This window comes from Streptomyces sp. CB02366 (assembly GCF_001905905.1).
Classification (GTDB): domain Bacteria; phylum Actinomycetota; class Actinomycetes; order Streptomycetales; family Streptomycetaceae; genus Streptomyces.
This window is the reverse complement of sequence record NZ_LIVT01000003.1, coordinates 661,243-680,798: the sequence shown is the minus strand read 5'-3', so window position 1 is coordinate 680,798 and position 19,556 is coordinate 661,243. Positions and strand designations below refer to the sequence as shown.

33 protein-coding genes are annotated in these 19,556 nt (G+C 70.6%); 1 reads left to right on the top strand and 32 read right to left on the bottom strand.

Annotated features, from left to right (window positions below; translation table 11 throughout):
* Nucleotides 1–8: 8 nt before the first annotated feature.
* The 32 genes from AMK24_RS11655 to AMK24_RS11520 form a co-directional block, all read right to left on the bottom strand.
* Nucleotides 9–1,376: a phage major capsid protein gene (locus AMK24_RS11655; RefSeq protein ID WP_073767783.1), complete on the bottom strand. Its 1,368-nt coding sequence runs from the start codon at nt 1,374–1,376 to the stop codon at nt 9–11.
* 146 nt (nt 1,377–1,522) lie between these two features.
* Nucleotides 1,523–2,218, bottom strand: coding sequence for an HK97 family phage prohead protease (locus AMK24_RS11650; protein ID WP_199876417.1), 696 nt, complete (start codon nt 2,216–2,218; stop codon nt 1,523–1,525).
* On the bottom strand, nt 2,211–3,365 hold the full coding sequence (locus AMK24_RS11645; RefSeq protein WP_073767779.1) for a phage portal protein: 1,155 nt from the start codon (nt 3,363–3,365) through the stop codon (nt 2,211–2,213). Before AMK24_RS11645 ends, AMK24_RS11650 begins: the two co-directional genes overlap by 8 nt.
* The gene (locus AMK24_RS11640) at nt 3,362–3,541 is read right to left on the bottom strand and encodes a hypothetical protein (RefSeq protein ID WP_073767777.1); all 180 of its coding nucleotides are present in this window, start codon (nt 3,539–3,541) and stop codon (nt 3,362–3,364) included. The genes AMK24_RS11645 and AMK24_RS11640 overlap by 4 nt, the downstream gene beginning before the upstream one ends.
* Before the next feature lie 11 nt (nt 3,542–3,552).
* Nucleotides 3,553–5,028, bottom strand: coding sequence for a terminase (locus tag AMK24_RS11635; protein ID WP_079190486.1), 1,476 nt, complete (start codon nt 5,026–5,028; stop codon nt 3,553–3,555).
* Nucleotides 5,012–5,278 carry a hypothetical protein gene (locus AMK24_RS11630; RefSeq protein WP_242435160.1) on the bottom strand — a complete coding sequence of 89 codons (267 nt, stop codon included), beginning with the start codon at nt 5,276–5,278 and terminating at the stop codon, nt 5,012–5,014. Before AMK24_RS11630 ends, AMK24_RS11635 begins: the two co-directional genes overlap by 17 nt.
* Before the next feature lie 250 nt (nt 5,279–5,528).
* Nucleotides 5,529–5,966 carry an AAA family ATPase gene (locus AMK24_RS11625; protein WP_073767775.1) on the bottom strand — a complete coding sequence of 146 codons (438 nt, stop codon included), beginning with the start codon at nt 5,964–5,966 and terminating at the stop codon, nt 5,529–5,531.
* A gap of 16 nt (nt 5,967–5,982) precedes the next feature.
* Nucleotides 5,983–6,345, bottom strand: coding sequence for a DUF6221 family protein (locus AMK24_RS11620; RefSeq protein WP_073767773.1), 363 nt, complete (start codon nt 6,343–6,345; stop codon nt 5,983–5,985).
* Between the two features lie 13 nt (nt 6,346–6,358).
* Nucleotides 6,359–6,631: an HNH endonuclease gene (locus AMK24_RS11615; RefSeq protein WP_073767771.1), complete on the bottom strand. Its 273-nt coding sequence runs from the start codon at nt 6,629–6,631 to the stop codon at nt 6,359–6,361.
* Between the two features lie 111 nt (nt 6,632–6,742).
* The gene (locus AMK24_RS34210; protein ID WP_199876416.1) at nt 6,743–6,910 is read right to left on the bottom strand and encodes a hypothetical protein; all 168 of its coding nucleotides are present in this window, start codon (nt 6,908–6,910) and stop codon (nt 6,743–6,745) included.
* Between the two features lie 132 nt (nt 6,911–7,042).
* Nucleotides 7,043–7,315 carry a hypothetical protein gene (locus tag AMK24_RS11610; protein ID WP_073767769.1) on the bottom strand — a complete coding sequence of 91 codons (273 nt, stop codon included), beginning with the start codon at nt 7,313–7,315 and terminating at the stop codon, nt 7,043–7,045.
* 4 nt (nt 7,316–7,319) lie between these two features.
* Nucleotides 7,320–7,442: a hypothetical protein gene (locus AMK24_RS35165; protein ID WP_274535071.1), complete on the bottom strand. Its 123-nt coding sequence runs from the start codon at nt 7,440–7,442 to the stop codon at nt 7,320–7,322.
* 91 nt (nt 7,443–7,533) lie between these two features.
* Nucleotides 7,534–7,734 (bottom strand): hypothetical protein, encoded by a 201-nt coding sequence (locus AMK24_RS11605; RefSeq protein ID WP_073767767.1) that lies wholly within the window; start codon nt 7,732–7,734, stop codon nt 7,534–7,536.
* A gap of 77 nt (nt 7,735–7,811) precedes the next feature.
* Nucleotides 7,812–8,495, bottom strand: a complete 684-nt coding sequence (locus AMK24_RS11600) for a hypothetical protein (RefSeq protein WP_073767765.1) — start codon at nt 8,493–8,495, stop codon at nt 7,812–7,814.
* A gap of 3 nt (nt 8,496–8,498) precedes the next feature.
* The gene (locus AMK24_RS11595) at nt 8,499–8,798 is read right to left on the bottom strand and encodes a hypothetical protein (protein WP_073767763.1); all 300 of its coding nucleotides are present in this window, start codon (nt 8,796–8,798) and stop codon (nt 8,499–8,501) included.
* Between the two features lie 11 nt (nt 8,799–8,809).
* Nucleotides 8,810–8,974 carry a hypothetical protein gene (locus AMK24_RS33925; RefSeq protein ID WP_158072152.1) on the bottom strand — a complete coding sequence of 55 codons (165 nt, stop codon included), beginning with the start codon at nt 8,972–8,974 and terminating at the stop codon, nt 8,810–8,812.
* Nucleotides 8,971–9,975 (bottom strand): DUF2637 domain-containing protein, encoded by a 1,005-nt coding sequence (locus AMK24_RS11590; RefSeq protein WP_073767761.1) that lies wholly within the window; start codon nt 9,973–9,975, stop codon nt 8,971–8,973. The genes AMK24_RS33925 and AMK24_RS11590 overlap by 4 nt, the downstream gene beginning before the upstream one ends.
* Nucleotides 9,972–10,334, bottom strand: a complete 363-nt coding sequence (locus AMK24_RS11585) for a DUF6907 domain-containing protein (RefSeq protein ID WP_073767759.1) — start codon at nt 10,332–10,334, stop codon at nt 9,972–9,974. The genes AMK24_RS11590 and AMK24_RS11585 overlap by 4 nt, the downstream gene beginning before the upstream one ends.
* The gene (locus AMK24_RS11580) at nt 10,331–10,597 is read right to left on the bottom strand and encodes a hypothetical protein (RefSeq protein ID WP_073767757.1); all 267 of its coding nucleotides are present in this window, start codon (nt 10,595–10,597) and stop codon (nt 10,331–10,333) included. Before AMK24_RS11580 ends, AMK24_RS11585 begins: the two co-directional genes overlap by 4 nt.
* The gene (locus tag AMK24_RS11575) at nt 10,597–10,893 is read right to left on the bottom strand and encodes a hypothetical protein (protein WP_073767755.1); all 297 of its coding nucleotides are present in this window, start codon (nt 10,891–10,893) and stop codon (nt 10,597–10,599) included. Before AMK24_RS11575 ends, AMK24_RS11580 begins: the two co-directional genes overlap by 1 nt.
* The gene (locus tag AMK24_RS35160; protein ID WP_274535070.1) at nt 10,890–11,012 is read right to left on the bottom strand and encodes a hypothetical protein; all 123 of its coding nucleotides are present in this window, start codon (nt 11,010–11,012) and stop codon (nt 10,890–10,892) included. Before AMK24_RS35160 ends, AMK24_RS11575 begins: the two co-directional genes overlap by 4 nt.
* A gap of 188 nt (nt 11,013–11,200) precedes the next feature.
* On the bottom strand, nt 11,201–11,434 hold the full coding sequence (locus tag AMK24_RS11570) for a hypothetical protein (RefSeq protein WP_073767753.1): 234 nt from the start codon (nt 11,432–11,434) through the stop codon (nt 11,201–11,203).
* Between the two features lie 39 nt (nt 11,435–11,473).
* Nucleotides 11,474–12,121 carry a hypothetical protein gene (locus AMK24_RS11565; RefSeq protein WP_073767751.1) on the bottom strand — a complete coding sequence of 216 codons (648 nt, stop codon included), beginning with the start codon at nt 12,119–12,121 and terminating at the stop codon, nt 11,474–11,476.
* Between the two features lie 15 nt (nt 12,122–12,136).
* Nucleotides 12,137–12,652: a single-stranded DNA-binding protein gene (locus tag AMK24_RS11560; RefSeq protein WP_073767749.1), complete on the bottom strand. Its 516-nt coding sequence runs from the start codon at nt 12,650–12,652 to the stop codon at nt 12,137–12,139.
* A complete protein-coding gene (locus tag AMK24_RS11555; protein ID WP_073767747.1) occupies nt 12,652–12,852 on the bottom strand; it encodes a hypothetical protein in 201 nt (66 codons plus the stop codon). The genes AMK24_RS11560 and AMK24_RS11555 overlap by 1 nt, the downstream gene beginning before the upstream one ends.
* 73 nt (nt 12,853–12,925) lie before the next feature.
* A complete protein-coding gene (locus tag AMK24_RS11550; RefSeq protein ID WP_073767745.1) occupies nt 12,926–13,180 on the bottom strand; it encodes a hypothetical protein in 255 nt (84 codons plus the stop codon).
* 192 nt (nt 13,181–13,372) lie between these two features.
* Nucleotides 13,373–15,997, bottom strand: coding sequence for a hypothetical protein (locus AMK24_RS11545; protein WP_073767743.1), 2,625 nt, complete (start codon nt 15,995–15,997; stop codon nt 13,373–13,375).
* A complete protein-coding gene (locus tag AMK24_RS11540; protein ID WP_073767741.1) occupies nt 15,987–16,271 on the bottom strand; it encodes a hypothetical protein in 285 nt (94 codons plus the stop codon). Before AMK24_RS11540 ends, AMK24_RS11545 begins: the two co-directional genes overlap by 11 nt.
* A gap of 96 nt (nt 16,272–16,367) precedes the next feature.
* Complete coding sequence (locus AMK24_RS11535; RefSeq protein ID WP_073767739.1) at nt 16,368–16,808, bottom strand: hypothetical protein; 441 nt, start codon at nt 16,806–16,808, stop codon at nt 16,368–16,370.
* Nucleotides 16,805–17,026, bottom strand: a complete 222-nt coding sequence (locus AMK24_RS11530; RefSeq protein WP_073767737.1) for a hypothetical protein — start codon at nt 17,024–17,026, stop codon at nt 16,805–16,807. Before AMK24_RS11530 ends, AMK24_RS11535 begins: the two co-directional genes overlap by 4 nt.
* On the bottom strand, nt 17,023–17,973 hold the full coding sequence (locus tag AMK24_RS11525; RefSeq protein WP_073767735.1) for a DUF6907 domain-containing protein: 951 nt from the start codon (nt 17,971–17,973) through the stop codon (nt 17,023–17,025). Before AMK24_RS11525 ends, AMK24_RS11530 begins: the two co-directional genes overlap by 4 nt.
* Before the next feature lie 23 nt (nt 17,974–17,996).
* Nucleotides 17,997–18,284, bottom strand: coding sequence for a helix-turn-helix domain-containing protein (locus AMK24_RS11520; RefSeq protein ID WP_107427394.1), 288 nt, complete (start codon nt 18,282–18,284; stop codon nt 17,997–17,999).
* A gap of 199 nt (nt 18,285–18,483) precedes the next feature.
* On the opposite strand from AMK24_RS11520, the gene AMK24_RS11515 reads away from it, so the two are divergent.
* The gene (locus AMK24_RS11515; protein ID WP_073767731.1) at nt 18,484–19,554 is read left to right on the top strand and encodes a helix-turn-helix domain-containing protein; all 1,071 of its coding nucleotides are present in this window, start codon (nt 18,484–18,486) and stop codon (nt 19,552–19,554) included.
* Nucleotides 19,555–19,556: the final 2 nt, after the last annotated feature.

Here is a 19,556-nt window from a genome sequence, read left to right as displayed (position 1 = left end):
CAGGGGGATCAGAACGTCGGGGCGATCAGGCCCGTGCCGGCGAGGACCGAGATGGACTTCGGGTACCTCTCCGAGTGCAGGGCCGCGTAGTTGAAGAACCGCAGCAGCACCGACAGCTGGTCGGCCTTCGTCTCCCGGAACACCTCGGCCCGCGGGGAGCCCTCGAAGAGGATCACGTCGTCCGCACGGAGGATGAGGATGCGGTCCTCGTTGGTGCCCGCCCCGAGCCCGGTCGGGATGTTCGGGTCGACGTACACCGGCAGGCCCTGGAGCGTGCCCACGAACCCCTCGGAGTTCACGCCCTCCATCGCGGCCAGCGCGTTCTGCGGCATGTTCGTCACCGGCACGACCAGCGGCCGGCCCTGGGTGTCGACCTGCGCGGTGAACCACGCCCACCGGCGCGGGTGCATCAGGATCGTGTCCGCGGGCATCAGCCGGTTGGTGTGGATGAGCTGGATGCCGTCGGCGACCTTCGGGTACAGCTCGGCCGTGGTGGGGGTGGCGTCGGTGTAGGTGACGGCGTTGACGCCGGGCACCGCCAGCAGGCCCCGCTTGTTCGCCGCGTTGTTCGTCAGGACGAACGTGTCCAGCTTGACCGCGTAGTCGGCCGCCAGGTCCGCCAGCAGGATGCTGTCGACGTTGATCGGGGACTGGTCGAGCAGCTGCTGCGGCACGGTCTGCTGACCGGCGATCGTCGCCACTGACGCGGTCACGCTGGTCAGGGTGGCGTCGGTGTTCTGCACCGACGTGTTCTGTGCGGCCTGCTCGGCGACCGCCGTGCCGGAGGCGACCTTGGGCAGGCTGATGGAGTCGGTGCCCGCCGGCAGCGGCTGGTGCCGCACACGGTCGGCGGCGACCCGCCCGGCCCGGGCCAGGGCCACGTAGTCGTTGACCATCCACAGCGGGGGCACGAACTCGCCCATGCTGCCGTCGGTGGTGGTGACGGCCCGCTGCTCCATGACCTCGCGGTCGTTGCGCTGGAGACGCTCGGCCGCAGCCGTGTCGCCCTTCTGCGTCGCCCGGTACAGGTCGCGGAAGTAGGACTGCTGTCCGCCCTTGCGGTAGGTCTCCGGCTCCGAGGTGACCGTGACGCGCTCGCGGCGCTCTCCGGCCTGCCCGTGCTGGGCGAGGAGTTCGGCGGCGCGCTGCTCCCGCTTCTCGTCCTCCTCCAGGTCCTTGATGCGGGCGGACAGCTCCTCGATCTCGGCGTCCTTGGCCTTGACCGCGTCGCGCTTCTCCGCGAACCGGGCGGCCTCGGCCTCGTTCGGGTTGCGGTTCTCCGCCGTCGGGGCGGTGAGGACGGAATCCAGTTCGGTCTTCAGCGCGGCCCGGGCTTCGAGCGCGGCCGTCATCTGCTTACGCAGGTAGGCGAGCATGGCTCGCTCCCTTCAGGGTTGGTGGTGATGGGTCGCGCCTGCGGGTCTCTGGTCGGGTGGTGGCCCAGGTGGTGGCGGTCCGCGGGCATGCCGAGGACCGCTCCGGCGTGGGCTCCGGCGCGGCAGGGTGGGGCAGGCGGGTGTGGCTACAGGCCGAGTGCTTCGGCCTGCATCCGGTACAGGTCCAGCGGGTGGGAGACCGCCGCGGGGGCGGGCTCCAGGCGGCGCTGAAGGCGCTCGTACAGCGCCCGGGCGTCCGCCTCGTCCATCTGGTCGAAGTCGGCCGCGCGCACCGCGCCGACCGACGTCGCGGGGTTCGCCCCGAAGTTCACGACGGACACGTCACCGCGGTGCAGGTCCACCTCGATGATGTCGCGCTGGTCGTAGTCCGGGGACCACAGCTGGCGGGTCACCCGGAACGCGAACGACATCTCGTCCACGCTGCCGTCGTCCAGGGCCGCCAGCATGTCGCTGACGTCGTTGCGCTTGGTGGAGACGTCCGCCTCCATGTGCAGGCCGGTGGAGTCCTCCGACAGGCGCAGTGTCCCGGCCTTCGTGTACGCCATCGCCAGGCCCCCGTGGTTCAGCAGCAGCTGCACCTGCGGGTTCTCGCCCAGCGTCTTGCCGAACGCGCCGGAGCGCACCACCTCGTGGTACATCCCCAGCCAGTCCCACATCTCGAACGGCTCCTCGGTCACCGAGGCGTACCCCTGCACCGTGGACACCGCGGAGGCCCCGGCCTTCGCGCGGACCTCCAGCTGCACCGGGAACGCACGGCGGACCGTGCCGGACGCGGTCGCCCGGTCGCTCTTGACGCTCATCGCGCCCCCTTCGCTAGTCATCGATCCGCACCTTCGGCGCCGCGGCATCGGTCGGCTTGTCGCCCCACTCCACCGGCGTCAGGTCCTCCAGGTCACGGACCTCGTTCACGACCCGCCACCGGTTCTGCAACGCGATCGCGTGGGCCCGCACCCGGGTCAGCAAGTCCGTGCGGGACAGCGCCGCCCGATTGAACTTGGCGTACTGGCCCGGCGGCAGCAGGGAGGTGAACATGTTCTCGCCGCGCACCAGCCACCGGTCGATGCTGTAGGTCAGCAGGTCCAGGGACCTTTGCTCCACGTTGGCGTAGGTCATCGACCCGCCGGTGTCGTAGCCGAGGATCTCCGGCATGCCCGGCCCGTAGATGCGGGCGCACTCCGCCGCGGTGTACCGCTGCGTCTCCAGGAACTGCGACTCGTTCGCGGACACCTGGATCTGCTGGTACTTCCAGCCCTTGCCCAGCACCAGCGGCTCACGGCTCCCGGTGAGGGCCGCCAGGAATCGCTGCTTCGCGGTGGCCGCCTGCTTCGCGTCCAGGCCCTGGTCGTTGGTCAGCATCCCCGAGGGGTGCGCCCCGTCCGCGAACCACTGCATCCCGAACCTGCTGGCCGCGATGCCGAGGCCGATCGTCCCGGCGTGGTGCTCGACCGGGGACAGGCCCATCAGCCGGCCGGGCGCCGGGTAGGCCCGCTGGTGCCACATGTCCTCGGCCGGGACCTTCTGCCCGGCAACCCGCCACTGGGGCAGTCCGGTCTTCTCGTCCCGCCACCCGACCACCTCGTCCGGGTGGTACAGCACGATCAGCGTGGGGTTCCCGAGCCGGTCCCGGTCACCGACCTGCCCGTTGCCGTTGCCGCGCAGCAGCAGCGACATCATGTACGAGTACAGCCAGTCACCCCGCCCGTACCCGTCCCCGCCCGGGTCGGTGAGGACCCTCGGCGGCTCGACCTCCCGGCGGTTCTTGCCCTGCCCCTGGAACACGTCCAGCGGCAGCGTCGACACCAGGCTCGCGATCAGGTCGGTAGCCGACCACACCGCGACCTTCTGCAACGACGCCTCGCTGCGCGACAGGTCGACCCGGGCGAACGAGCGGCCCAGCGCGGAGGGGCGCGGAATCTCCGGCTCGGAGAACGGCGCCCGCCGCTCACGGCCGCGGAAGAACAGGCTCATCGCGCCCGCCTCCAGTCAGCCGCCAGGCAGAACCCGCCGGCCACCGCCAGGCCCGCCGGGGCGTACACCATCCACGCGCCCGCGGACACCAGCACGGCGCCCGCCGCACCGGGCAGCCGGGCCAGGCACCACCCTGCCGCCGCGGCCAGGGAGCCGGCCATCTGCGCCTTCGTCATGTGGCCCCCTCTCAGAAGATGTTGTCCAGCGGGTCGACGTCGTCCTCGACCTCGACCCCGAGGCCCCACTTCGCGTTCGTCGCCGCCACCAGCGGGCTGATGTCGACGCCGCCGCCGCGCCGCGCCCACGCCCACGCATCACCCAGCGGACGCTTCTGCGCGCCCGCCAGCGCCGTCGCAAGGAGCGGCTGGTCGATGTGAGAGATGGACTGGTCGGCGACCGCGTTGAAGAACTGGCCGGCCGCCATCGCGACCTCGCGCATCTTCGGCGACACGACCTTGATGCCCAGCTCCTCCTCCAGCTCCTGGATGAGCGACCCCGCCGGGCCCCCCGCATCGACGACCCAGCACCGCGGCTTGTGCTCCTCCTGCATCCGCTTCGCCTTCGCCACCACCCAGCTCATCCCCGGCTGGTGGTGGGCGATCTCGATGTGCGTGCCCCCGCGCCACCGCCCGGCGACCGCGATGGCCGCATGGTCCTGCTCGGGGGTCGCGTCGATCGCGAACACGACCTCGCCCTCCGGAGCCGACTCCGCCGCGGCGAGGGAGCGCCAGGCGTCCTCCCCGATGACCTGCCACGTGTCCGCCTCGTCCGACGGGTACGTGCCCACACCGAGGTGCTCGCGCTCGAAGATGCCGCCACCCATGGAAGCGCAGGCGTTGCGGAGGTATTCGTGGCTGATCAGGTAGCCGAGCGAAGGATTCGACTTCGCCCACGACACCGGGTCGCCGGTCCCGTCGTGATCCGTGCAGCCGGACGGGCACTCGTCCACGTGCGGGTCGACCGACCACTCGAAGTAGGCCAGTGAGGGATCGGGTATCCCGGCCTCCAGGGCGGCCTGGGCGCGCCGCCGCAGACGCCCCAGCTGCACGGACGGGCCGCCGATCCCGGCGCTGCCCAGGTACCACAGCTGCGGGTTCGGGACCGCGGACACGGTCGGCATCAGGGCGCCCATCGCGTCGTCACCCAGCGACATCGCCTCGTCGAGGATGTTCAGGTCGCCCGTCCAGCCACGGCCGGAGCCACCAGAGCGGGCGATGAACTGCAAGCTCTGCCCCGTCACCAGGGTGATCGACGTCTCCGTGGTGTTATTCAGGACACGCTTCACACGTTTCCGCAGGTCAGGGGTACCCATGATGAGCGAGTGGATCCGCTGGAACGCGACACGGCTGGTCTTGAACTCGTGCGCGGAGTGGACGATCAGGTGTTCCTTCAGCAGAAACAGCCCGGCCAGCTCACGCGCCTCGATGATCCCGCCCTTGCCGTTCTGCCTCGGCACGTTCACACAGCACTCGAAGGCCGACCACTTCCCGTCGGCCCGCTCGCGCATCCCGATGTCCAGGACGTGCTGCTGCCACGGGAACAGCTCCAGCCCCGCCAGTGCGGCCAACTCCACCGCCTCCTGGGCAGCCGAGGACTGGAAGACGGGCGGCGCGGTGAACAGGCGGGGCGTCTGGACGCCCTTCAGCTCAGGCTCGGCGGGCACGGACAAGACCGTCCTCCCGCTTCTTGGCCAGCTCGTCGACGCGGTCCAGGTCCTTGGCGGGCGGCGCCAGCTTCCGCAGGTCCTCCATCACGGCGCGTAGCTCCCGCGCGGCGTTGGCCTGAGCGGTCGCGTTGCCCGGATCATCGACGGAAGTGGCGAGCGTGACGGCGAGTTGTGCCAGGCCAGGGTGCTTGTCGGCGATGCCGAGTTGATCGATTTCGGCGGTGATCGCTTCGGCGACGGTTGACATGATCACCCCCGTCACCCACGGTCACATCACGCAGAGTCACTAATTGGTCTAGCGTTGAAGCTCGGGCGATTAGCGATCGACAGACCCCGTGTAAAAAACCGGGCGACAAGGGCTTTTGGGTCGCCCGCCCCTGACCTCAAAGAATGGCCGCGCTGGCCCGGATGGATCATGGGTGAGCCCTCGGCCGCCGGTCTCGGAGGGCTCCCCGGGGGCCGGTCACACCCTGCTACTCACCCCTGGTGACGCCGGGTCACCACCGCCGGGTGGCCTGGGGCATCGCTGTCCGTGACTGCCCTCGGTGGGCCCGGTACCACTTGGTGGCGACGGCCTTCATCCCGGGCTGGCGCATGTCCTCGATGCGCTGCATGACGATGTCCCGCCCCGGGTCGACCACGATGACCTTCGCCTTGAGCCGCTTGTACTCGGCGCGCTGCCGGGCGGAGGGGAGGGTCTGGATGAGGTAGACGTCGGTGGTGTCGAGGTGCTGGCACGCCTCGCGGATGGCGGCGAACCTCGCGCGGTGCACGACCTTGAGGAGGACCTCGGGGTGGTCGTGGTGGTCGGCGCCGGGGCCGGCCATCGCGAGGGCCATGAGGTCCATGTCGATGACGATGTCGCGGGCCTTGGCGTGGCCCTGGATCCAGGTGGACTTCCCCGCGCCGGGCGGGCCGGTGACGACGATGAGCACGGCGTCACCTCCAGCGTCAGGGCCGCCACGTGTCCTGGTAGTCGGGGTGGTCGGAGTACGGCAGGGCGAGCCGCTCCAGCACCCCGTCCACCGACGAGGGTGGAGCGGGACGCATGGGCCAGCGCAGCACCCAGTCGATGAGCTGCCGCTTGGCCTCGACCTCGCGCAGGACGCGGGCCGGATCGTGGCGGGCGATGTGACGAGTGGTCGCGCGCAGCTGTCGGCCGCTCAGGGCGAAGCCCTCGGCCACCACGATGTCGTCGACGGCGAGCACTTCGTCGGCTTCCGCGTCGACATGCCACGGGCCGGGGCTCGCGGCTGCGGCTTCCCGCTGGTCTTCAACGAGGCGGTCGCGGAGGAACTGCACGAGGTCGTCCATGCCCTGCATCGTCTCACCACCGCCGTGTGGTCTTGAGGGGCTGCGGGCCCATCCTGTTCCCTCTCGCGCTGTTGCAGCGGCGGTGCATGCTGCGGGCGTTGGCCGGGTCGAGGAGGTCCCCGCCGCGGGAGAGGGGCACCACGTGGTCGAGGGTGAAGGACAGCGGGTGCCGCGGGTCCAGAGCCGGGTCGATGTTGTGGCCGCAGCGGGCGCACGGGTCACCGAGGGCTTTCACGGCGGCGACCAGGCGGCGGTAGGGCCTGCCGTTGCGCGGGTTACCGGCCATGGGCACCTCCCGGCATGACGAAGGCCCCGTCCATGGGGCGGGGCCTGGGGTGTTGGCGGTGTGTGGGCACGCCGAACGCCCCTTGAGTGTTACACCGGGTGATCGTGTGCGTCAAGCGGCGTTGACAGTGGCGGTGGGTAGCTCTTCGAGATCGACGAGGGTGCGGCCGTGGCGGTCGTGACCGTGGTGGGTGATCTTGCCTCGGTGGAGCCAGACGCGGAGGGTGCCGGGGCGGATGCCGGTGGCTGCGTGGGCGGCGTAGAGGTCGACGAGGGTCATGGACTCATTGTGGCGTGAGGAGGCCCCGGTCGTCGTGGTGACGGCCGGGGCCTTGGTCCCGTAGCGCGGCAGCCAGCTCGCGATCTGGATGGGTGTGCTGATGCGGGCCAGGCTACTGCGGGGGTGTGACAGTCACCTCGCAGACCCTTTCAGGTCGGCTGGGAGGTCGCCAGCTGCGTAGGCGGGGAGGTCGGGGCGCAGAGCCCGCAGGTCCTCTGCCGTGACTCCCAGTCGAAGCGTGGAGATCGCGACGAAGCGCTCGCCGCACGGCCGGGCATCGGGGTCAGGGGTGCCCCAGCCGGAGAGCAGCCGGGTGTGGTGGGTGTCCTGAATGTGCGCTCCCTTCCCGCAGCGGGTGCACTTGGAGGTGTGGCTGTCGACCATGAGGATTGCCTTGCCTGCCATGTGGTCATCGTCCCTTCTGCTGCTGGCCGGTGGGGGTGGATCCGGTCTTCTCGGCGGCCCGCTTCTGCTGGCTCGCGGCGTTGCGGCGGACGAGGTCGCCGATGCTGATCTGCTTCTCCAGTGCCATGCTGTGCGTCCTGTCTCGTGGTTGGGGATGGGGTCCGGGGCGGCCGGTCGCCTGGCAGTGAGTCGGCCGCCCCGGGGTGTGTGCCGTGCGGTCAGTGGTGCTTGCCGTCGGTGCTGACCCGGGAGCCTTCGATCGTGCCGTCGGGGATCTGGCGCAGGGCGGCCTTTTCGGCGGCGGCGCGGACCTGCGAGGCCGGCATGCCGACCGGGCCGGACGTGTCGTGGTAGATGGTGGCCAGGTCGCCGGAGGCGGTCCGGACGTGGACCGCGGCGTAGTAGTTCTGGGTGGCCATGGGGGTTCCCTTCTGGTGGTCGCCGGGCTGTCCGGCTCCCCTCACCGCCCCTCTCACGCGGGCGGGTCGGGCAGCCGTCAGACGCGGTCTACGGGCTGCTCTACAGCCCCTTCTGGCAGCTCTACGGCCCCTTCTCGGTCCGGCTGACCTGCGTCTACGTCCTGAAGAGGGGTGTCTACGGGGCCGGGGGAGAGGAGGGCTTCGATGTCGGTGCGCTTGATGCCGCTGCGCCCGGTCTGGGTGGGGCTGACGCGGACGCTGCGGTGGATGGTGACCCCGCAGTGGACGAGGACGGCGCGGAGTCGGGCGTCGTCGAGGTGCTGGGCGGCGGGCCGGTTCTGGAACGCGGTGTAGACGTCGGCGAGGAAGATGGCGGGCTGGTCGCCGATGAGGTGGGCAACGCCTTCCACGACGCGGCGCTTCAGGTCGTCCTCGCTGGGTGGGACGGGGCGGCCGGCCCTCCAGGCGCTTATCGCGTAGGCCCCGGCGGCGACGGTCAGGAGGCGGGGCTCCTGGTTCGCGGTCCGCCACACCACGAGGGCGGCGAAGCCGAGGCCGGCGGCCCGGGCCGCAACGGTCCGGGCCCGAGTGGGGTGGCCGGTGGCGATGGTCCACGCCTTGAGGCGGGCCCACTGGGTGAGGTGGCCGCGGGCGAGGCGCCGGGGGTGGATGCGCTGGGCTGCCCACCGGGGCCGCCCGCTCCCGAACTCGGGGACGGGCGGCAGTTCGAGGGTGTCGGCCTCGGACTCGGCGGTGTTCATGGGTCAGGCGTTGCTGGCGAAGGTGGCGACCATCTGGGCGATGGAGGCGAAGAGCTGGCTGACCATGGCTCCGATCTGGGTGCCGGACATGGACAGGCCGAGGCCGATGCAGACGATGGCGGGCGGGATGTGGAGCTTCTTGTTCTTGTCGCCGTGCTTGAACATCCACCAGGCGACGCCGGACAGGCCGATGATCAGCAGGACGCTGATGGGGACGGAGCCGCCGGATACGGCGGTGGGGGCTGCTGCGGCGGTGGTGTGCTGGGCGGCGGTGTCGATGGCGGCGAGCAGGCTGGTCTTCACGGTGTGGTCCTTCAGTACGAGAGGCCGACGATGGCGGCGGTGACGATGAGGGCGGCGAGGAGCGCCTGGGTGAGGAGGCGGTGCGCGCGGGATCCGGTGGGCAGCAGGCGCAGGAGTGCGAGGGTGCCGAGGGCGGCGAAGAGGCCGTAGTAGCCGAGCCCGTGGTACGTGATCATGACCGGCTGCTGTCGACGATCTCGCGACGCAGGTCGGTGGCGTCGCGGCGGGAGAGCCCGTACTCCTCGCGGAGGCGTTCAATGGTCACCGGGCGTCCGGTCTCCCTGACCACCTGCCGGTTCAGCGCACGGGCTTGTTTCCGCAGCTCGGACGGGGTGATGGTGACCGGGACGGTGACCACCTGCCGGGGCTCCTCGGCGGCCACGGCGGCGGTCACCTTGCGGACTGCGACGGTGGCACCGGGAAGGGTGGCAGCGGGCCACGCGATGGGGCGGAACTCCTCGACGGTGACCGGCCGGGTGACCGGCTGCCCGGTGGCGGGGGTGAGGCGTTCGAGGGTGACCGTCGGCGGCTCGGCCGGTACGGGCGGCGCTTCGGGGGTGGTCACCTTAGTGGAGACGATCGGGAGCAGCCGGACGCCTGCGGGTACCGGTTCGGGCACCGGGCGGATGACCGGCACGGCGGGCGGCGGGGTGATCACCGGGCGGGCAACCACCGGCAGCAGCCGCACCCCGGACGGGACCACCTCGGGTGCCGGGCGGTCGGGCACCTGCACGGCCGCCATGACCGCCGAGGTGACCAGCTCGGCCGCCGGCCGCGCGGCGGCGAGCGCCTCGTGGACCTGGCGCATCAGCGCGCCGAACGCCAGGAGCGCGGCGACTGGCGGGACGGCGGCGACGATGTACTCCATCGGCTGCGCGCCGTCACCGACCCCGGCCACGTTCAGGGCGATTGAGCCGAGCGACCCGGTCGCAGCGAGGGCGATGGCCCAGGGGTCGACCTGGTTGCGGAGCGCGGCCCGGAGCATGAGCAGCTCCCCGGCGATGATGAACAGGTCGACGGTGGCCGGCCACACCCAGGCGCGTTCGCCGTCGAGGCCGTTGCCGTTGGCGACGTCGTGCAGGTGTTCGTAGGAGAGCCAGAACGCGGCGCCGGTGAGGAGGACGGTAACGACGGCCGCTCCGGCGGCGAGCGCCTGGACGGGGGCGGGGCGGTTCATCGGCGCTCACCGGCCTGGAGGATGTGGAGCCAGTCGGCGAGGCGCCGGAGCTGTGCGGCCGCGGTCTCGTAGTCGTCGGCCAGGCCCCGCGCGGCGTCGGGGCCGAGGGTGATGGCGAGGGCGGTCTGCTCGACGAACAGGCCGATCTCGCGGGGGCCGTTGCCGTGCGGGTGCTGGGAGACGAACGCGATGCCGACGGGGTCGCCGGGGCGGCCGAGCGCGTGCTCGGTGCCGCGGTGGCCGAGGTCGACGAGCGCTTCAACGGGCTGCTCGGCGTGGCCGGCGCACCACGTGGGCTCCGGCACGGTGACCGCGCCCAGGTCGCTGGTCTGCACCGTGACGGTGCGCGGGGCGCTCATCGGCCGGTCTCCGTGTCCGCGTAGTGGCGGTACCCGGTGGGCGGGTGCTCGGCGAGCTTCCGGCGGAGGTAGGCGGTGTTCCAGGCGACGCTGTCGGGGCCCTCGGCGAGGGCGGCGCGGCCCACGATGACGGCCAGGCCGAGGCGGCGGTCGAGGACGGCCCGGTAGGTGTCCGAGTCACCGGTCGTGGCCGGGTGCGGGATGTCGATCGCGTCGAGGACCGCGTCGAGGAGGGCGCGGAGGTCGGCGGTGGTGTCGCTCATCAGACGCTCCTCGCGATCTGGAGGAGGCGCAGCGCGTAGGCGTCGGCGGTCTCTCGCTCGAAGATGCTGGGGAGCGCGCGGGCGGCGTGCCGGATGGTCTCGTCGGCGACGATGTCGGGCAGGCCGTCGGTGATGACGAGGGCGGCGCCGCGCAGGTAGTCGTTGACCATGTCGAGGGTGAGGGGCTCGAACGGGTCCTCGCTGCGGAGGGCGGAGGCGACGGCGGTGAGGATCTGCTGCGCGCGGGACGGTTCGGCGAGGAACTGGTGGAGCGCGGTGTCGAAGTTGGTCGTCATCGGGCACCGCCGGTGGGGCGGATGGTGCCGGTGACGCCGGTCTCGGTGGCGCGGACGGTGGTGATGCGGCCGCCGTGGCGGGTGATGGTGCCGACGGCGATGAGGCGGCGGGCGGGCAAGGCGCCGCCGCTCCCGGTTTCGTATTGCAGTGCAATACGATTCGGAGCATCCATGACGAGGTCCAATCTCGTTCGTGGGTTAGTGCCGGGGCGTGTCAGCGCTCCGGTGCGTCAGGGAGTCGGTCGACGCGCGCGCCCCTCCGGTGTTCCAGCACCGGGGGGAGCTGTTGGCCGGCTCCCGCTCTGCGTTATGGAGTTGTGTCGGGGCGTGGCTTGGCCATGCCGTGCTTCTTGATTGCCTGGTCCACGGTCGTCCAGGGCTTGTCCAGCGCCTTGGCGACCTTGTAGACCGAGCCCAGCTCTGCGACGCCTTCTGCGAAGGCCGCCGCGCGTCGTTCGGCTGCTGCGGATGTCTGGGCTCGGAGCTGTTCCAGCAGCTCGTCCTCCTCGCGAACCCGTAGCCGCCAGGGCTTCGTGTTCATGGGGCAGACGCTATCACGCAGGTGCGTGACAGTCGAGCGCTACGCCGCACTGTGGGCCTTCACGTCCTCGTCGATCCACCTCTTCAATTGGGTCCACGTCGCCGGGGGCCAGTTCATCCCGCACCACCCGCAGTGCACGACCTGCTCGCCCGGGGCCAGCCACAACACCGCACCACAGATCGTGCCGCTCACGTCGACCGACTGGCAGTTCCCCACCCGGGTACCGCGCTCGGGTGCGGGCGGCCGAATCATCGACGCCACCGACCGGGCCAACTCCCGAATCTCCCCGGCGAACTCGCCGGCCTCGGGCCACGACACGGCGATCCACGGCATGTGCCGGAGCAGCTCGCCGCACGCCCGGCCGACGCGCACCTCGGGGCTCCCGGTGTGCGCGGGCTCGGGCCGTCCGCGGTCGTGGCGGACGGCGTCGACCCAGGACTCCAGCAGCCCGACCATGCCGCCGGGGCCGCGGACGTCGAGGATGTCAAGGGAGACGGGGATCGGCGCCGGGCCGCCCTTCCCCGTGCGGCCCTGGCCGACGCCGCTGGCCGGGGCGAGGAGCGCACGGAGCCCGCGGTACAGGACGGGCAGGCCCTCCAGACGAACGCGGGTGGCCTTCGTGCAGCCGGGGCAGAGGTAGCTGCCGGTCTCGTCGGGCTGCTCGCACAGCAGGCAGGTGGTGGGCATCGCTCGTCTCCTTGATCAGAACGGGGGCTCGTCCGAGTAGCCCGAGGCGGCGGCCGGGGTGGGCTGGTTGCTGCCCCACCTGCCGCCCTGCTGCGCGGACTGCTGCTGCTCAGCGGGCGTGGCCCCGGCCCACGCGCCGCCGCCCTGCGCCTGGCCGCCGTTCCCGGACGGGTTCTTCGTGACCGCGGCCGAGGCGCGCAGCAGCGACGGGCCGACCTCCTCGACGTCGACCTCGTACACCGTGCGCTTCACCTGCTCACGGTCCTCGTAGGACCGCTGCTTCAGCCGGCCCTGCACGATGACCCGCATACCGCGGGCCAGGGTGGCGGCGGCGTTCTCGGCCTGCTGCCGCCACACCGAGCAGGTGAGGAACAGGCCCTCGCCGTCCTTCCACTCGCTGGTCTGCCGGTCGAAGACGCGGGGGGTGGAGGCGACGCGGAACTTCGCGACGGCGGCACCGGCCGGGGTGAAGCGGAGCTCGGGGTCGTCGACCAGGTTGCCGACGATCGTGATGGTTGTCTCGCCTGCCATCAGGGGGTCTCCTTCGGAGGGTTGGGGACGGCCCGCAGCGCGTGCGCCGGTGGGGCCGGGGAGGTCGTGCCGTTGATGGCGCGGGCGGTGGGGCAGGGCCAGCGGATGAAGGGCTCTTCGGGGCACCAGCCGGTTCCGTCGTCGCGGTGCAGGGCCTGGACGCGGGCGAGGGCGGCGACGGCAGCGGTCTCGGAGGACATCAGGGCTTCTCCTTGGGGGTGCCGATCGCTTCCGCGGTGCCGCGGAAGCGATCGGGCCGGGGCTAGTTGACGTTCAGGAGGAGGGCGGCACGACGACGGGGTCCGGGCCGACGGGGTACTCCGGGCTGGTCCAGATACGTCCGTGAGCGAAGAAGGCCGGGAAGAGCTCGGTCTGTGTTGCGCCGGTGTCATCGAGGCCGGTGACGACGGAGGCCCAGGCCACCACAGGGCAGACGATCGTGTCGCCGTCCGACAGGTCGGTGACGGTGACGCTCCAGCCGGGCTCGGCGGGAGCGAGGGCGACGGTGGCGTGCATGGCGTAGGTCATGACTGTTGCTCCAGAAGGTGTGGACGCGGATGTGGACGTGGACAACGTGGACGGCGTCCACATGGGCCCGTCTCGCGTCGCGGGAGTGAAATAATTCATTGTTATGTCCCTTTATGTACTAGTTAGGCGAGTGAGAAAATGAGCGACGGGACGACGTGGACATCTGTCCACGCGTCCACATGTCCACATCGCTCATTCCGTCTGGACGCAGACCCGATCCCCCTCCACGAACACCCAGTCGCGGGTCTCAGCCACCTCGACAGACCGCCGGAGGAACGGCCTGTCGCTGCTTCTGAGTCGACGGTTCAGCTCACCGAAGGTGATGCCGCCGACGGCTGACGCGTGCTTCTTCACGAGCCGGGCAATGCGCTCCAGGCTGCGGTCCGTGTCGTTCTTCGCCTGGTGCGAGCGCAGTTCCTGCGCAACCTTGGCGTCCTCCTCCCGCCGTCGGGCCGCTTCTGCTTCACGAGCGGCTCGCTGGATCAGCGCGGCGCGGACGGTACACGAGGACCGCCAGACAACCTCGGCGAGTTCCCAGTCTTCCTCGGTGGCGTTGACGCGCCCGCCGTCGAGCAGGGCCAGGAGAGCGGTGATCTTCACCTTCATCAGGTTGGCGTGGCCGTCGAGTTCGTCGATCTCCAGCTCGCCGCGGTTCCGTGCGACGTGCTCGGCCCAGAGCATCCGCCGGATGCGCTCGGGGAGCACGATGCTGAGGTCGTCCATCGGTTGGATGGAGGCAGGGTTGACTGGCAGCGGGCCGGGCGAGGTGGGCGGCTCGTCGGGGATCGACGGGTCGGCGGCCCAGGCCCAGAGGAAGCGCTGCGGGGTGCCGGTGCTGGCGTCGGCGATGACCGGCATGGCCGTCGAAGGCTGGAAGCCGACGACCATGCCGAGGCTGTAGGAGCCCGCCGCCACGTACCGGGTGCGCTCCTCGGAGGCGTTGGTCTGGCCGAGGGTCTCGCCGATCGCGGCACGGCGCAGCGTCTCGCCCAGTACGCTGCCGGCGCGCTCCGCCAAGCTGGCCAGGGTCTGGCCTTCGTCCACGTAGAAGTAGGCGTTGTGCCGTACCTGCTTCCGGACCTTCCGCGTGACGGGGTCGCCCTTGAGGGGGCCCTTGGCGTGGATCTCGCCAGTCTCCTCGTCGACCGTGCCCATGAACGCTTCAGCAATCCCCTCGCCGGAGCCGATCGGGAGGCCGTCGCGGAACTCAGGGTCGAGCGGCGGAAGCAGGGAACGGGCGACTTTCGTACCGATCGATTTGCCGCCTCCGGACGCGGCGACGACCGCGACGAACATGTTCAGCGACGCGCGACCGCCGATGCCCGACACGGCTGCGATGCGGTGAGACACCATCGCCGACATGCGGGCGAGGAGCGAGAAGAACAGCACGTCGCCGCTGGAGCCCTCGGCGTGCGCGGCCTGCCGGATGTGCTGGAACACGCGGCGGGCACTCCAGAACGTCTCGGGCAGGAGCCCAGGGTGAGCCTTCGGCTCCGGCTGATCGTCGCCCGGACGGTCGTGCTCGGGCTCCGGTTCGATCAGCTGGCCCGGCCCCCAGAGGTCCGCAGGCGGCGGGGGGCTGGAGTGCTCAGCGCGCGGCGGGCGGCACTGCTGCTTCACCCGCGCCAGGACGGGAGAGGGCAGCGCACGCGCGGGCGAGGAGCACGGCTGGTCGTAGGCCGCGCGCAGCACGTCCCGCGCGGCCTCGCTCTCGTCACCGTTGTAGTGCAGGTGCGCCCACAGGGTGGGGACAGTGAGCTTCCGCCCGGATGGCTGCTGTCCGACCGGGAGCCCGGACCGTTCTGACCAGTTCACCGCGACGTGGTCGTCGCACATGAGGCTGTGCTCGCTCTCGGCCGCGCCCTCCGAGCTGGCCGGACGCAGCCACTTCTCGCGGCCACCGGACGTGCCGCGGTACGTCCACCCGGCGGGCTCCAAGACGTCCCGAAAGGTGAGCATGGACGCGATGATGTCGAAGACGCTGCTGCCGCCCGTGCTCGTCGCGCGGGCGCGCGGCGGCGGGACAGTGGGGCGCCCCTGCCGGGCGTCCTGCCGGGTGCGCTTCTCGGCGGCGGCCTTCTCCAACGCAGCACGGGCAGCGGGCTCCAGAACAGCGACCCGCTCGTGCATCAGCTGCAACGGCAAGGGCTGTCCGCTGCCGGGCACGCTGCCCGTCGGCCGGGCCTGTCCGCCCTTCCTGTTGACCGTGCCGGGCACGCGCATCAGTCGGTCGAGGTTCCCGACCTGGGTGTCCCAGGTGCAGCCGTGCCCGTAGGCGGCGGCGCCGAGGATGGTCTGCACCGAGGCGGTCATCGCCTCGACGCGGGCCCGGTCGTCGGCGGTCTCCATGACGTACGGGGTGTCGAGCATCCAGACGGGGTTGAACCCGCCGCCAGACAGCACCCAGCCGGTGGGCTCGGGCAGCCCGGACGACGCCACGATCTGGCGGACATGGTCGGCGTCGTCGGGGTGGGGCATCTCGTCGGGGCCGGGCTTGTGCCCCAGGCCGCCGAAATCTCCGTCCGCCCAGATGTACGAGAGGGCGTGCGCGAGGTCCTTTCCGCCGCGTCCCTTCTGCGGGTGCTCCCGGAGCGTGGTGACCTGCGCGTAGATCCCTTTCGGGTCACGAGTGTCGAGCTGGAGGACGTAGTCGACGGCGGAGGTGATGCCTGCTTCGTCGGTGGTGAAGCGGCGACCGGCCCACCGGTCGGCGTCACTGCAAATGCTGAGCAGCCCGGGGACATCCTGGTACTGGAAAGCCAGGGACCGGTGGACCAGGTCTTTGTCGACGGCGGTCGACGCGGTCTCATCGGCCATGCTGCACCGCCGGGAAGTAGTAGACGCCGGTCGGGCGGCCGACGCACCGGGAACGGCGCGGGCAGGTGCGCGGCGCCGCGGCGGGGCCGGCGGGGTGGATGTGCTGGTGGTCGCAGAACGGGCAGGCCACGACGAGGTGCGCCTGGAGGCCGCCGGTGTGGGCGTCCCGGTAGGCGACGAGGCGGGCCGCGGCGGCGACCATGCCGAGGTGGACCTCGGGCGGGTCCGGCTCGGTGTCCTTCCCGAAGAGGGGGAGGGCGGTGGTGCTGGTCACGAACGTGCTCTTTTCTACGAGCGGGGCTGGTGGTGTTCGTGATGCGCACGCCGCCCGGGCGCGCAGACGGGGCCCGGGCGGCGTGCGCTTCCGAGGTCAGCCGCCGGATGCCCGCGGGGAGTTGAGCATCCGCTCGTGGTCAGCGGTCATGTGGCGCAGGTGCTGCCGTACGTCGCTGGCGATGAACGCCCACCGGGTTCCGGCCGGAACGTGCACCTCGATCCGCCGGCCCGCGAGGAAGAAGCGGGCGGCGATGGCCTGGCCGAGGCCGGACCCGCAGCGCAGGGCCTCCTCGCCGAGGCGGACGATCGCGGTGTGGCAGTCGGTCGAGTAGCGGGTCTGCTCGTACAGGTCCGCGGTGACGTCGCTGCTCCGGTCGTAGCGGCCGGTGAGGTCGACGGTGACGACGAGCTGCACCTCGGGGACCGGCACCACGACGGGCGGCGCGACCGGGGCGGGCTCGGCGGCCGGGGCCGGGACGGAGGTGAGGCGGGTGCGGGGAACGATCGGCCACTGGCCGGGTCGGCGTTCGGTCATGCTGCCTTCTCCTTCGGCGTGGCCTGCTGGCAGAGTGCGGTGACGGCGGGGGCGAGCGCGGCGCGGATCGTGGCCCGCTGCTCGTCGGACAAGGGCGGAGCGGCGTCGACGATGCGTCGGACGCGCGCCCAGTAGGCGGCGTCGCCGTGCGTGGCGTGGGCCGGGCGGCCGGGGACGGCGAGGTCTCCGGACGGGCCGGTGGTCTGCTTCTCGGTCACGGGCGGGCCTCGCTGTCCATCTGGCCGCGCATCGTCCGCAGCGCGCTGGTGAGGGCTTCGAGCTGGGCGATGGTGGTGTCCACGCCGTGGGCGCCGAGCCCGAGGGCGTCGAGGTCGCCGACGGCGAGGTAGACCTTCGGCCCGCTGGTGTAGGACTCGTCCGCCCCGAGGCCGGCGGTGATGCGGATGTCGTCGGCGGGGTGCCCGTCGGACAGGGTGATGGCGGTCTCGTGCCCGACGTGCTCGACGTAGGAGCCGCCGCCGTCGCGCTCGTCGTACTGGTAGGTCCGGCAGCCCGCGACGTTGCACCACGAGTAGTGGCCGGGTGTTCCGTCCGTGGCGCGGACCGAACCTCCGCTGCCCGAGCCGAGGACCGCGGCGAGGTGGTTGCGCTGGGCGCGCAGCCGGGGGAGGAACTGCTCCAGGCCAGCGACGAGCTGATCGGCACCGGCGACGTCGAGGTCGGCGTCCGCCTCGGGCTGCCCGAACACGGCGATCCGTGCGGCGGGCTCGCCGGGCTGCGGGTCGTCGAGGCGGTAGACCTCCGAGCTGATGAGCGCGCCATTCGTCCCGAAGGCGGTGACCGAGTAGCACTCGGTGCCGGGCTCCAGCGGGGCCTGGCCGTCGACGATGTCGGCGAGCGCGGCCACGGTGTCGAGGTGACGGTGGAGCTCGGCGACCCGGGCCCGGGTCTGCTCGGCGGTGAGGTCGAGGTCGAGCCAGCCGACGCAGGGAGCGAAGGCCCCGGCGCCGGTCTCCGCGATGATGTTGGCGGGGAGGACGCAGTCGCCGAACCCGTCGGGGGTGGGGGCCTCGGTGTAGGCGGAGGCGTGCGTGGTGTGCTGGCCGGTCTCGGCACACCAGGTGTAGGTCCCGCAGGGGGCGGCGGCCGGTTCCGTCTGGCCGAGGTTCAGCTGTCGGGTGCTGGTGGCGTCTGAGATACTCATGGTGGATCGGCCCTCTCTGCTCTTCATCGGGTCTGGTTGGTCGGTTCGCTCGAAGGCGTCGCAGTTACCGCTGCGGCGCCTTCGCTGGTTTCTGGGGCAATGTGGAGGACCCGGTGCAGGTCCGCCGTGATCGCCCGGTAGGCCTTTCCGGCGCGGATCACCTGGCAGGGGAACTCGCCGCTGCGGGCGAGGGAGTAAGCCGTGGTGCGGCCGATACCGAAAGCCCTCGCCGCGGTCTCCAGATCCACTACGGCGGGAAGTGCGAGCAGCTCAGAACGGGTGAGAGGACGCCAGCCGGTGGTACTTGTCATCATTCGTGGCACTCCTTGCGGAAGTTGCTTCCTGGCGAAGTGGCCCGAGTGTGCGCCCCCTGTGCGACCAATGTCAAGCGATGTTGTCTTGTGCGCTGACACATGAGCTGTCAGTCTGCTTCCTCATGACACAAGGTGTCGAAGGGTGTCGATCGGTCCCGCTTGGTGCCGACCCAAGAGCCATGGGAGTCTCGTTTTCATGACACAAGTAGCTGAACCTGCTGACTGGTCGACCCGGCTGGCGCACTCGATCGCCCGAGAGGTGAGAAGGCACAGGCATGCGCAGGACTTGAGTGCGCAACAGCTGGCGGACAGATGCGGTGCGCTAGGCATGCCGATCCAGCGTTCAGTCCTGGCGAACCTTGAGAGCGGCCGGCGGACGACGGTGACCGTGGCGGAGGTGCTCATCCTTGCGCGGGCTCTGAATGTTCCACCCGCAGTACTGCTTTTCCCGGTCGGACAAGAGCCGCAGACGGAGGTTTTGCCGGGTGGGTATCTTGAGCCTGCTTTCGCAGTGGATTGGGTCTCGGGTCACGCATTCATAGATGCGGATGCCGCCGATGAATTCTTTGAGACACCCCTAGGGTTGAGCCGTTGCCACCAAGACAGTGTTACGAGCCTCCGTCGAAGTCGACGCGCCAGGGAGCACGCTCGCGTAGAGGTGGTCAGGATTGCAGCGGAGAGGGATTCTGACGAGGCTCTATTGATGGATTTGCAACAACAGTTGCGCATTATTGTGGATCAGTTGGGGCGCGACCCCCAGGTAAGTAGCGCGCTATCCCATGACATCAGGCTTACGGACAGGCGGTCCGAACTGGAGCAAAGGTTCCTGAGTGCCTCTACCAAGCGGGATCAGAGCCGCATGCGATTGCAGTATGCGCAGGACAGGGTGGAGAGCATGGAGAAGCAAGTCGCGAACCACGAAAAGATCATCCAGGGATACCGAACGAAGATGAAGGAGCGGGATCTGCTCCCTCCTGCGTTGCCTCGCGAGCTTCTGTATCTTGACCCAGATTCTGTTCCCCTGGAGGACCTCGGATCTCCTCGAAGCGATGGGGCTGGCGGGGCGCCAGTCAGTGCTGTAGGTGAGCCGGAGATGGAAAACTCGGCCGCAGAGGTTCCAGATGAGAGGCCCATGCTTCCGGATGATCAAATCGGGCTAACTGAGTCCGAAATGTATAAGGTGAATGGAATCCTTGATGAAATGCGCCCAGTGATCGAGAGGGCCGTAGAGGAGGCAATGGAGAAGTATCGCAGGAGTGGCGGTTAAGC

What these genes read in the sequence shown, in the direction of transcription:
- AMK24_RS11655 (WP_073767783.1), bottom strand. Translation starts at nt 1,376, where the DNA reads ATGCTCGCCTACCTGCGTAAGCAGATGACGGCCGCGCTCGAAGCCCGG.
- AMK24_RS11650 (WP_199876417.1), bottom strand. Translation starts at nt 2,218, where the DNA reads ATGACTAGCGAAGGGGGCGCGATGAGCGTCAAGAGCGACCGGGCGACC.
- AMK24_RS11645 (WP_073767779.1), bottom strand. Translation starts at nt 3,365, where the DNA reads ATGAGCCTGTTCTTCCGCGGCCGTGAGCGGCGGGCGCCGTTCTCCGAG.
- AMK24_RS11640 (WP_073767777.1), bottom strand. Translation starts at nt 3,541, where the DNA reads ATGACGAAGGCGCAGATGGCCGGCTCCCTGGCCGCGGCGGCAGGGTGG.
- AMK24_RS11630 (WP_242435160.1), bottom strand. Translation starts at nt 5,278, where the DNA reads ATGTCAACCGTCGCCGAAGCGATCACCGCCGAAATCGATCAACTCGGC.
- AMK24_RS11620 (WP_073767773.1), bottom strand. Translation starts at nt 6,345, where the DNA reads ATGGACGACCTCGTGCAGTTCCTCCGCGACCGCCTCGTTGAAGACCAG.
- AMK24_RS11615 (WP_073767771.1), bottom strand. Translation starts at nt 6,631, where the DNA reads ATGGCCGGTAACCCGCGCAACGGCAGGCCCTACCGCCGCCTGGTCGCC.
- AMK24_RS34210 (WP_199876416.1), bottom strand. Translation starts at nt 6,910, where the DNA reads ATGACCCTCGTCGACCTCTACGCCGCCCACGCAGCCACCGGCATCCGC.
- AMK24_RS11610 (WP_073767769.1), bottom strand. Translation starts at nt 7,315, where the DNA reads ATGGCAGGCAAGGCAATCCTCATGGTCGACAGCCACACCTCCAAGTGC.
- AMK24_RS35165 (WP_274535071.1), bottom strand. Translation starts at nt 7,442, where the DNA reads ATGGCACTGGAGAAGCAGATCAGCATCGGCGACCTCGTCCGCCGCAAC.
- AMK24_RS11605 (WP_073767767.1), bottom strand. Translation starts at nt 7,734, where the DNA reads ATGGCCACCCAGAACTACTACGCCGCGGTCCACGTCCGGACCGCCTCC.
- AMK24_RS11600 (WP_073767765.1), bottom strand. Translation starts at nt 8,495, where the DNA reads ATGAACACCGCCGAGTCCGAGGCCGACACCCTCGAACTGCCGCCCGTC.
- AMK24_RS33925 (WP_158072152.1), bottom strand. Translation starts at nt 8,974, where the DNA reads ATGATCACGTACCACGGGCTCGGCTACTACGGCCTCTTCGCCGCCCTC.
- AMK24_RS11590 (WP_073767761.1), bottom strand. Translation starts at nt 9,975, where the DNA reads ATGAACCGCCCCGCCCCCGTCCAGGCGCTCGCCGCCGGAGCGGCCGTC.
- AMK24_RS11585 (WP_073767759.1), bottom strand. Translation starts at nt 10,334, where the DNA reads ATGAGCGCCCCGCGCACCGTCACGGTGCAGACCAGCGACCTGGGCGCG.
- AMK24_RS11580 (WP_073767757.1), bottom strand. Translation starts at nt 10,597, where the DNA reads ATGAGCGACACCACCGCCGACCTCCGCGCCCTCCTCGACGCGGTCCTC.
- AMK24_RS11575 (WP_073767755.1), bottom strand. Translation starts at nt 10,893, where the DNA reads ATGACGACCAACTTCGACACCGCGCTCCACCAGTTCCTCGCCGAACCG.
- AMK24_RS11570 (WP_073767753.1), bottom strand. Translation starts at nt 11,434, where the DNA reads ATGAACACGAAGCCCTGGCGGCTACGGGTTCGCGAGGAGGACGAGCTG.
- AMK24_RS11565 (WP_073767751.1), bottom strand. Translation starts at nt 12,121, where the DNA reads ATGCCCACCACCTGCCTGCTGTGCGAGCAGCCCGACGAGACCGGCAGC.
- AMK24_RS11560 (WP_073767749.1), bottom strand. Translation starts at nt 12,652, where the DNA reads ATGGCAGGCGAGACAACCATCACGATCGTCGGCAACCTGGTCGACGAC.
- AMK24_RS11555 (WP_073767747.1), bottom strand. Translation starts at nt 12,852, where the DNA reads ATGTCCTCCGAGACCGCTGCCGTCGCCGCCCTCGCCCGCGTCCAGGCC.
- AMK24_RS11550 (WP_073767745.1), bottom strand. Translation starts at nt 13,180, where the DNA reads ATGACCTACGCCATGCACGCCACCGTCGCCCTCGCTCCCGCCGAGCCC.
- AMK24_RS11545 (WP_073767743.1), bottom strand. Translation starts at nt 15,997, where the DNA reads ATGGCCGATGAGACCGCGTCGACCGCCGTCGACAAAGACCTGGTCCAC.
- AMK24_RS11535 (WP_073767739.1), bottom strand. Translation starts at nt 16,808, where the DNA reads ATGACCGAACGCCGACCCGGCCAGTGGCCGATCGTTCCCCGCACCCGC.
- AMK24_RS11525 (WP_073767735.1), bottom strand. Translation starts at nt 17,973, where the DNA reads ATGAGTATCTCAGACGCCACCAGCACCCGACAGCTGAACCTCGGCCAG.
- AMK24_RS11520 (WP_107427394.1), bottom strand. Translation starts at nt 18,284, where the DNA reads ATGACAAGTACCACCGGCTGGCGTCCTCTCACCCGTTCTGAGCTGCTC.
- AMK24_RS11515 (WP_073767731.1), top strand. Translation starts at nt 18,484, where the DNA reads ATGACACAAGTAGCTGAACCTGCTGACTGGTCGACCCGGCTGGCGCAC.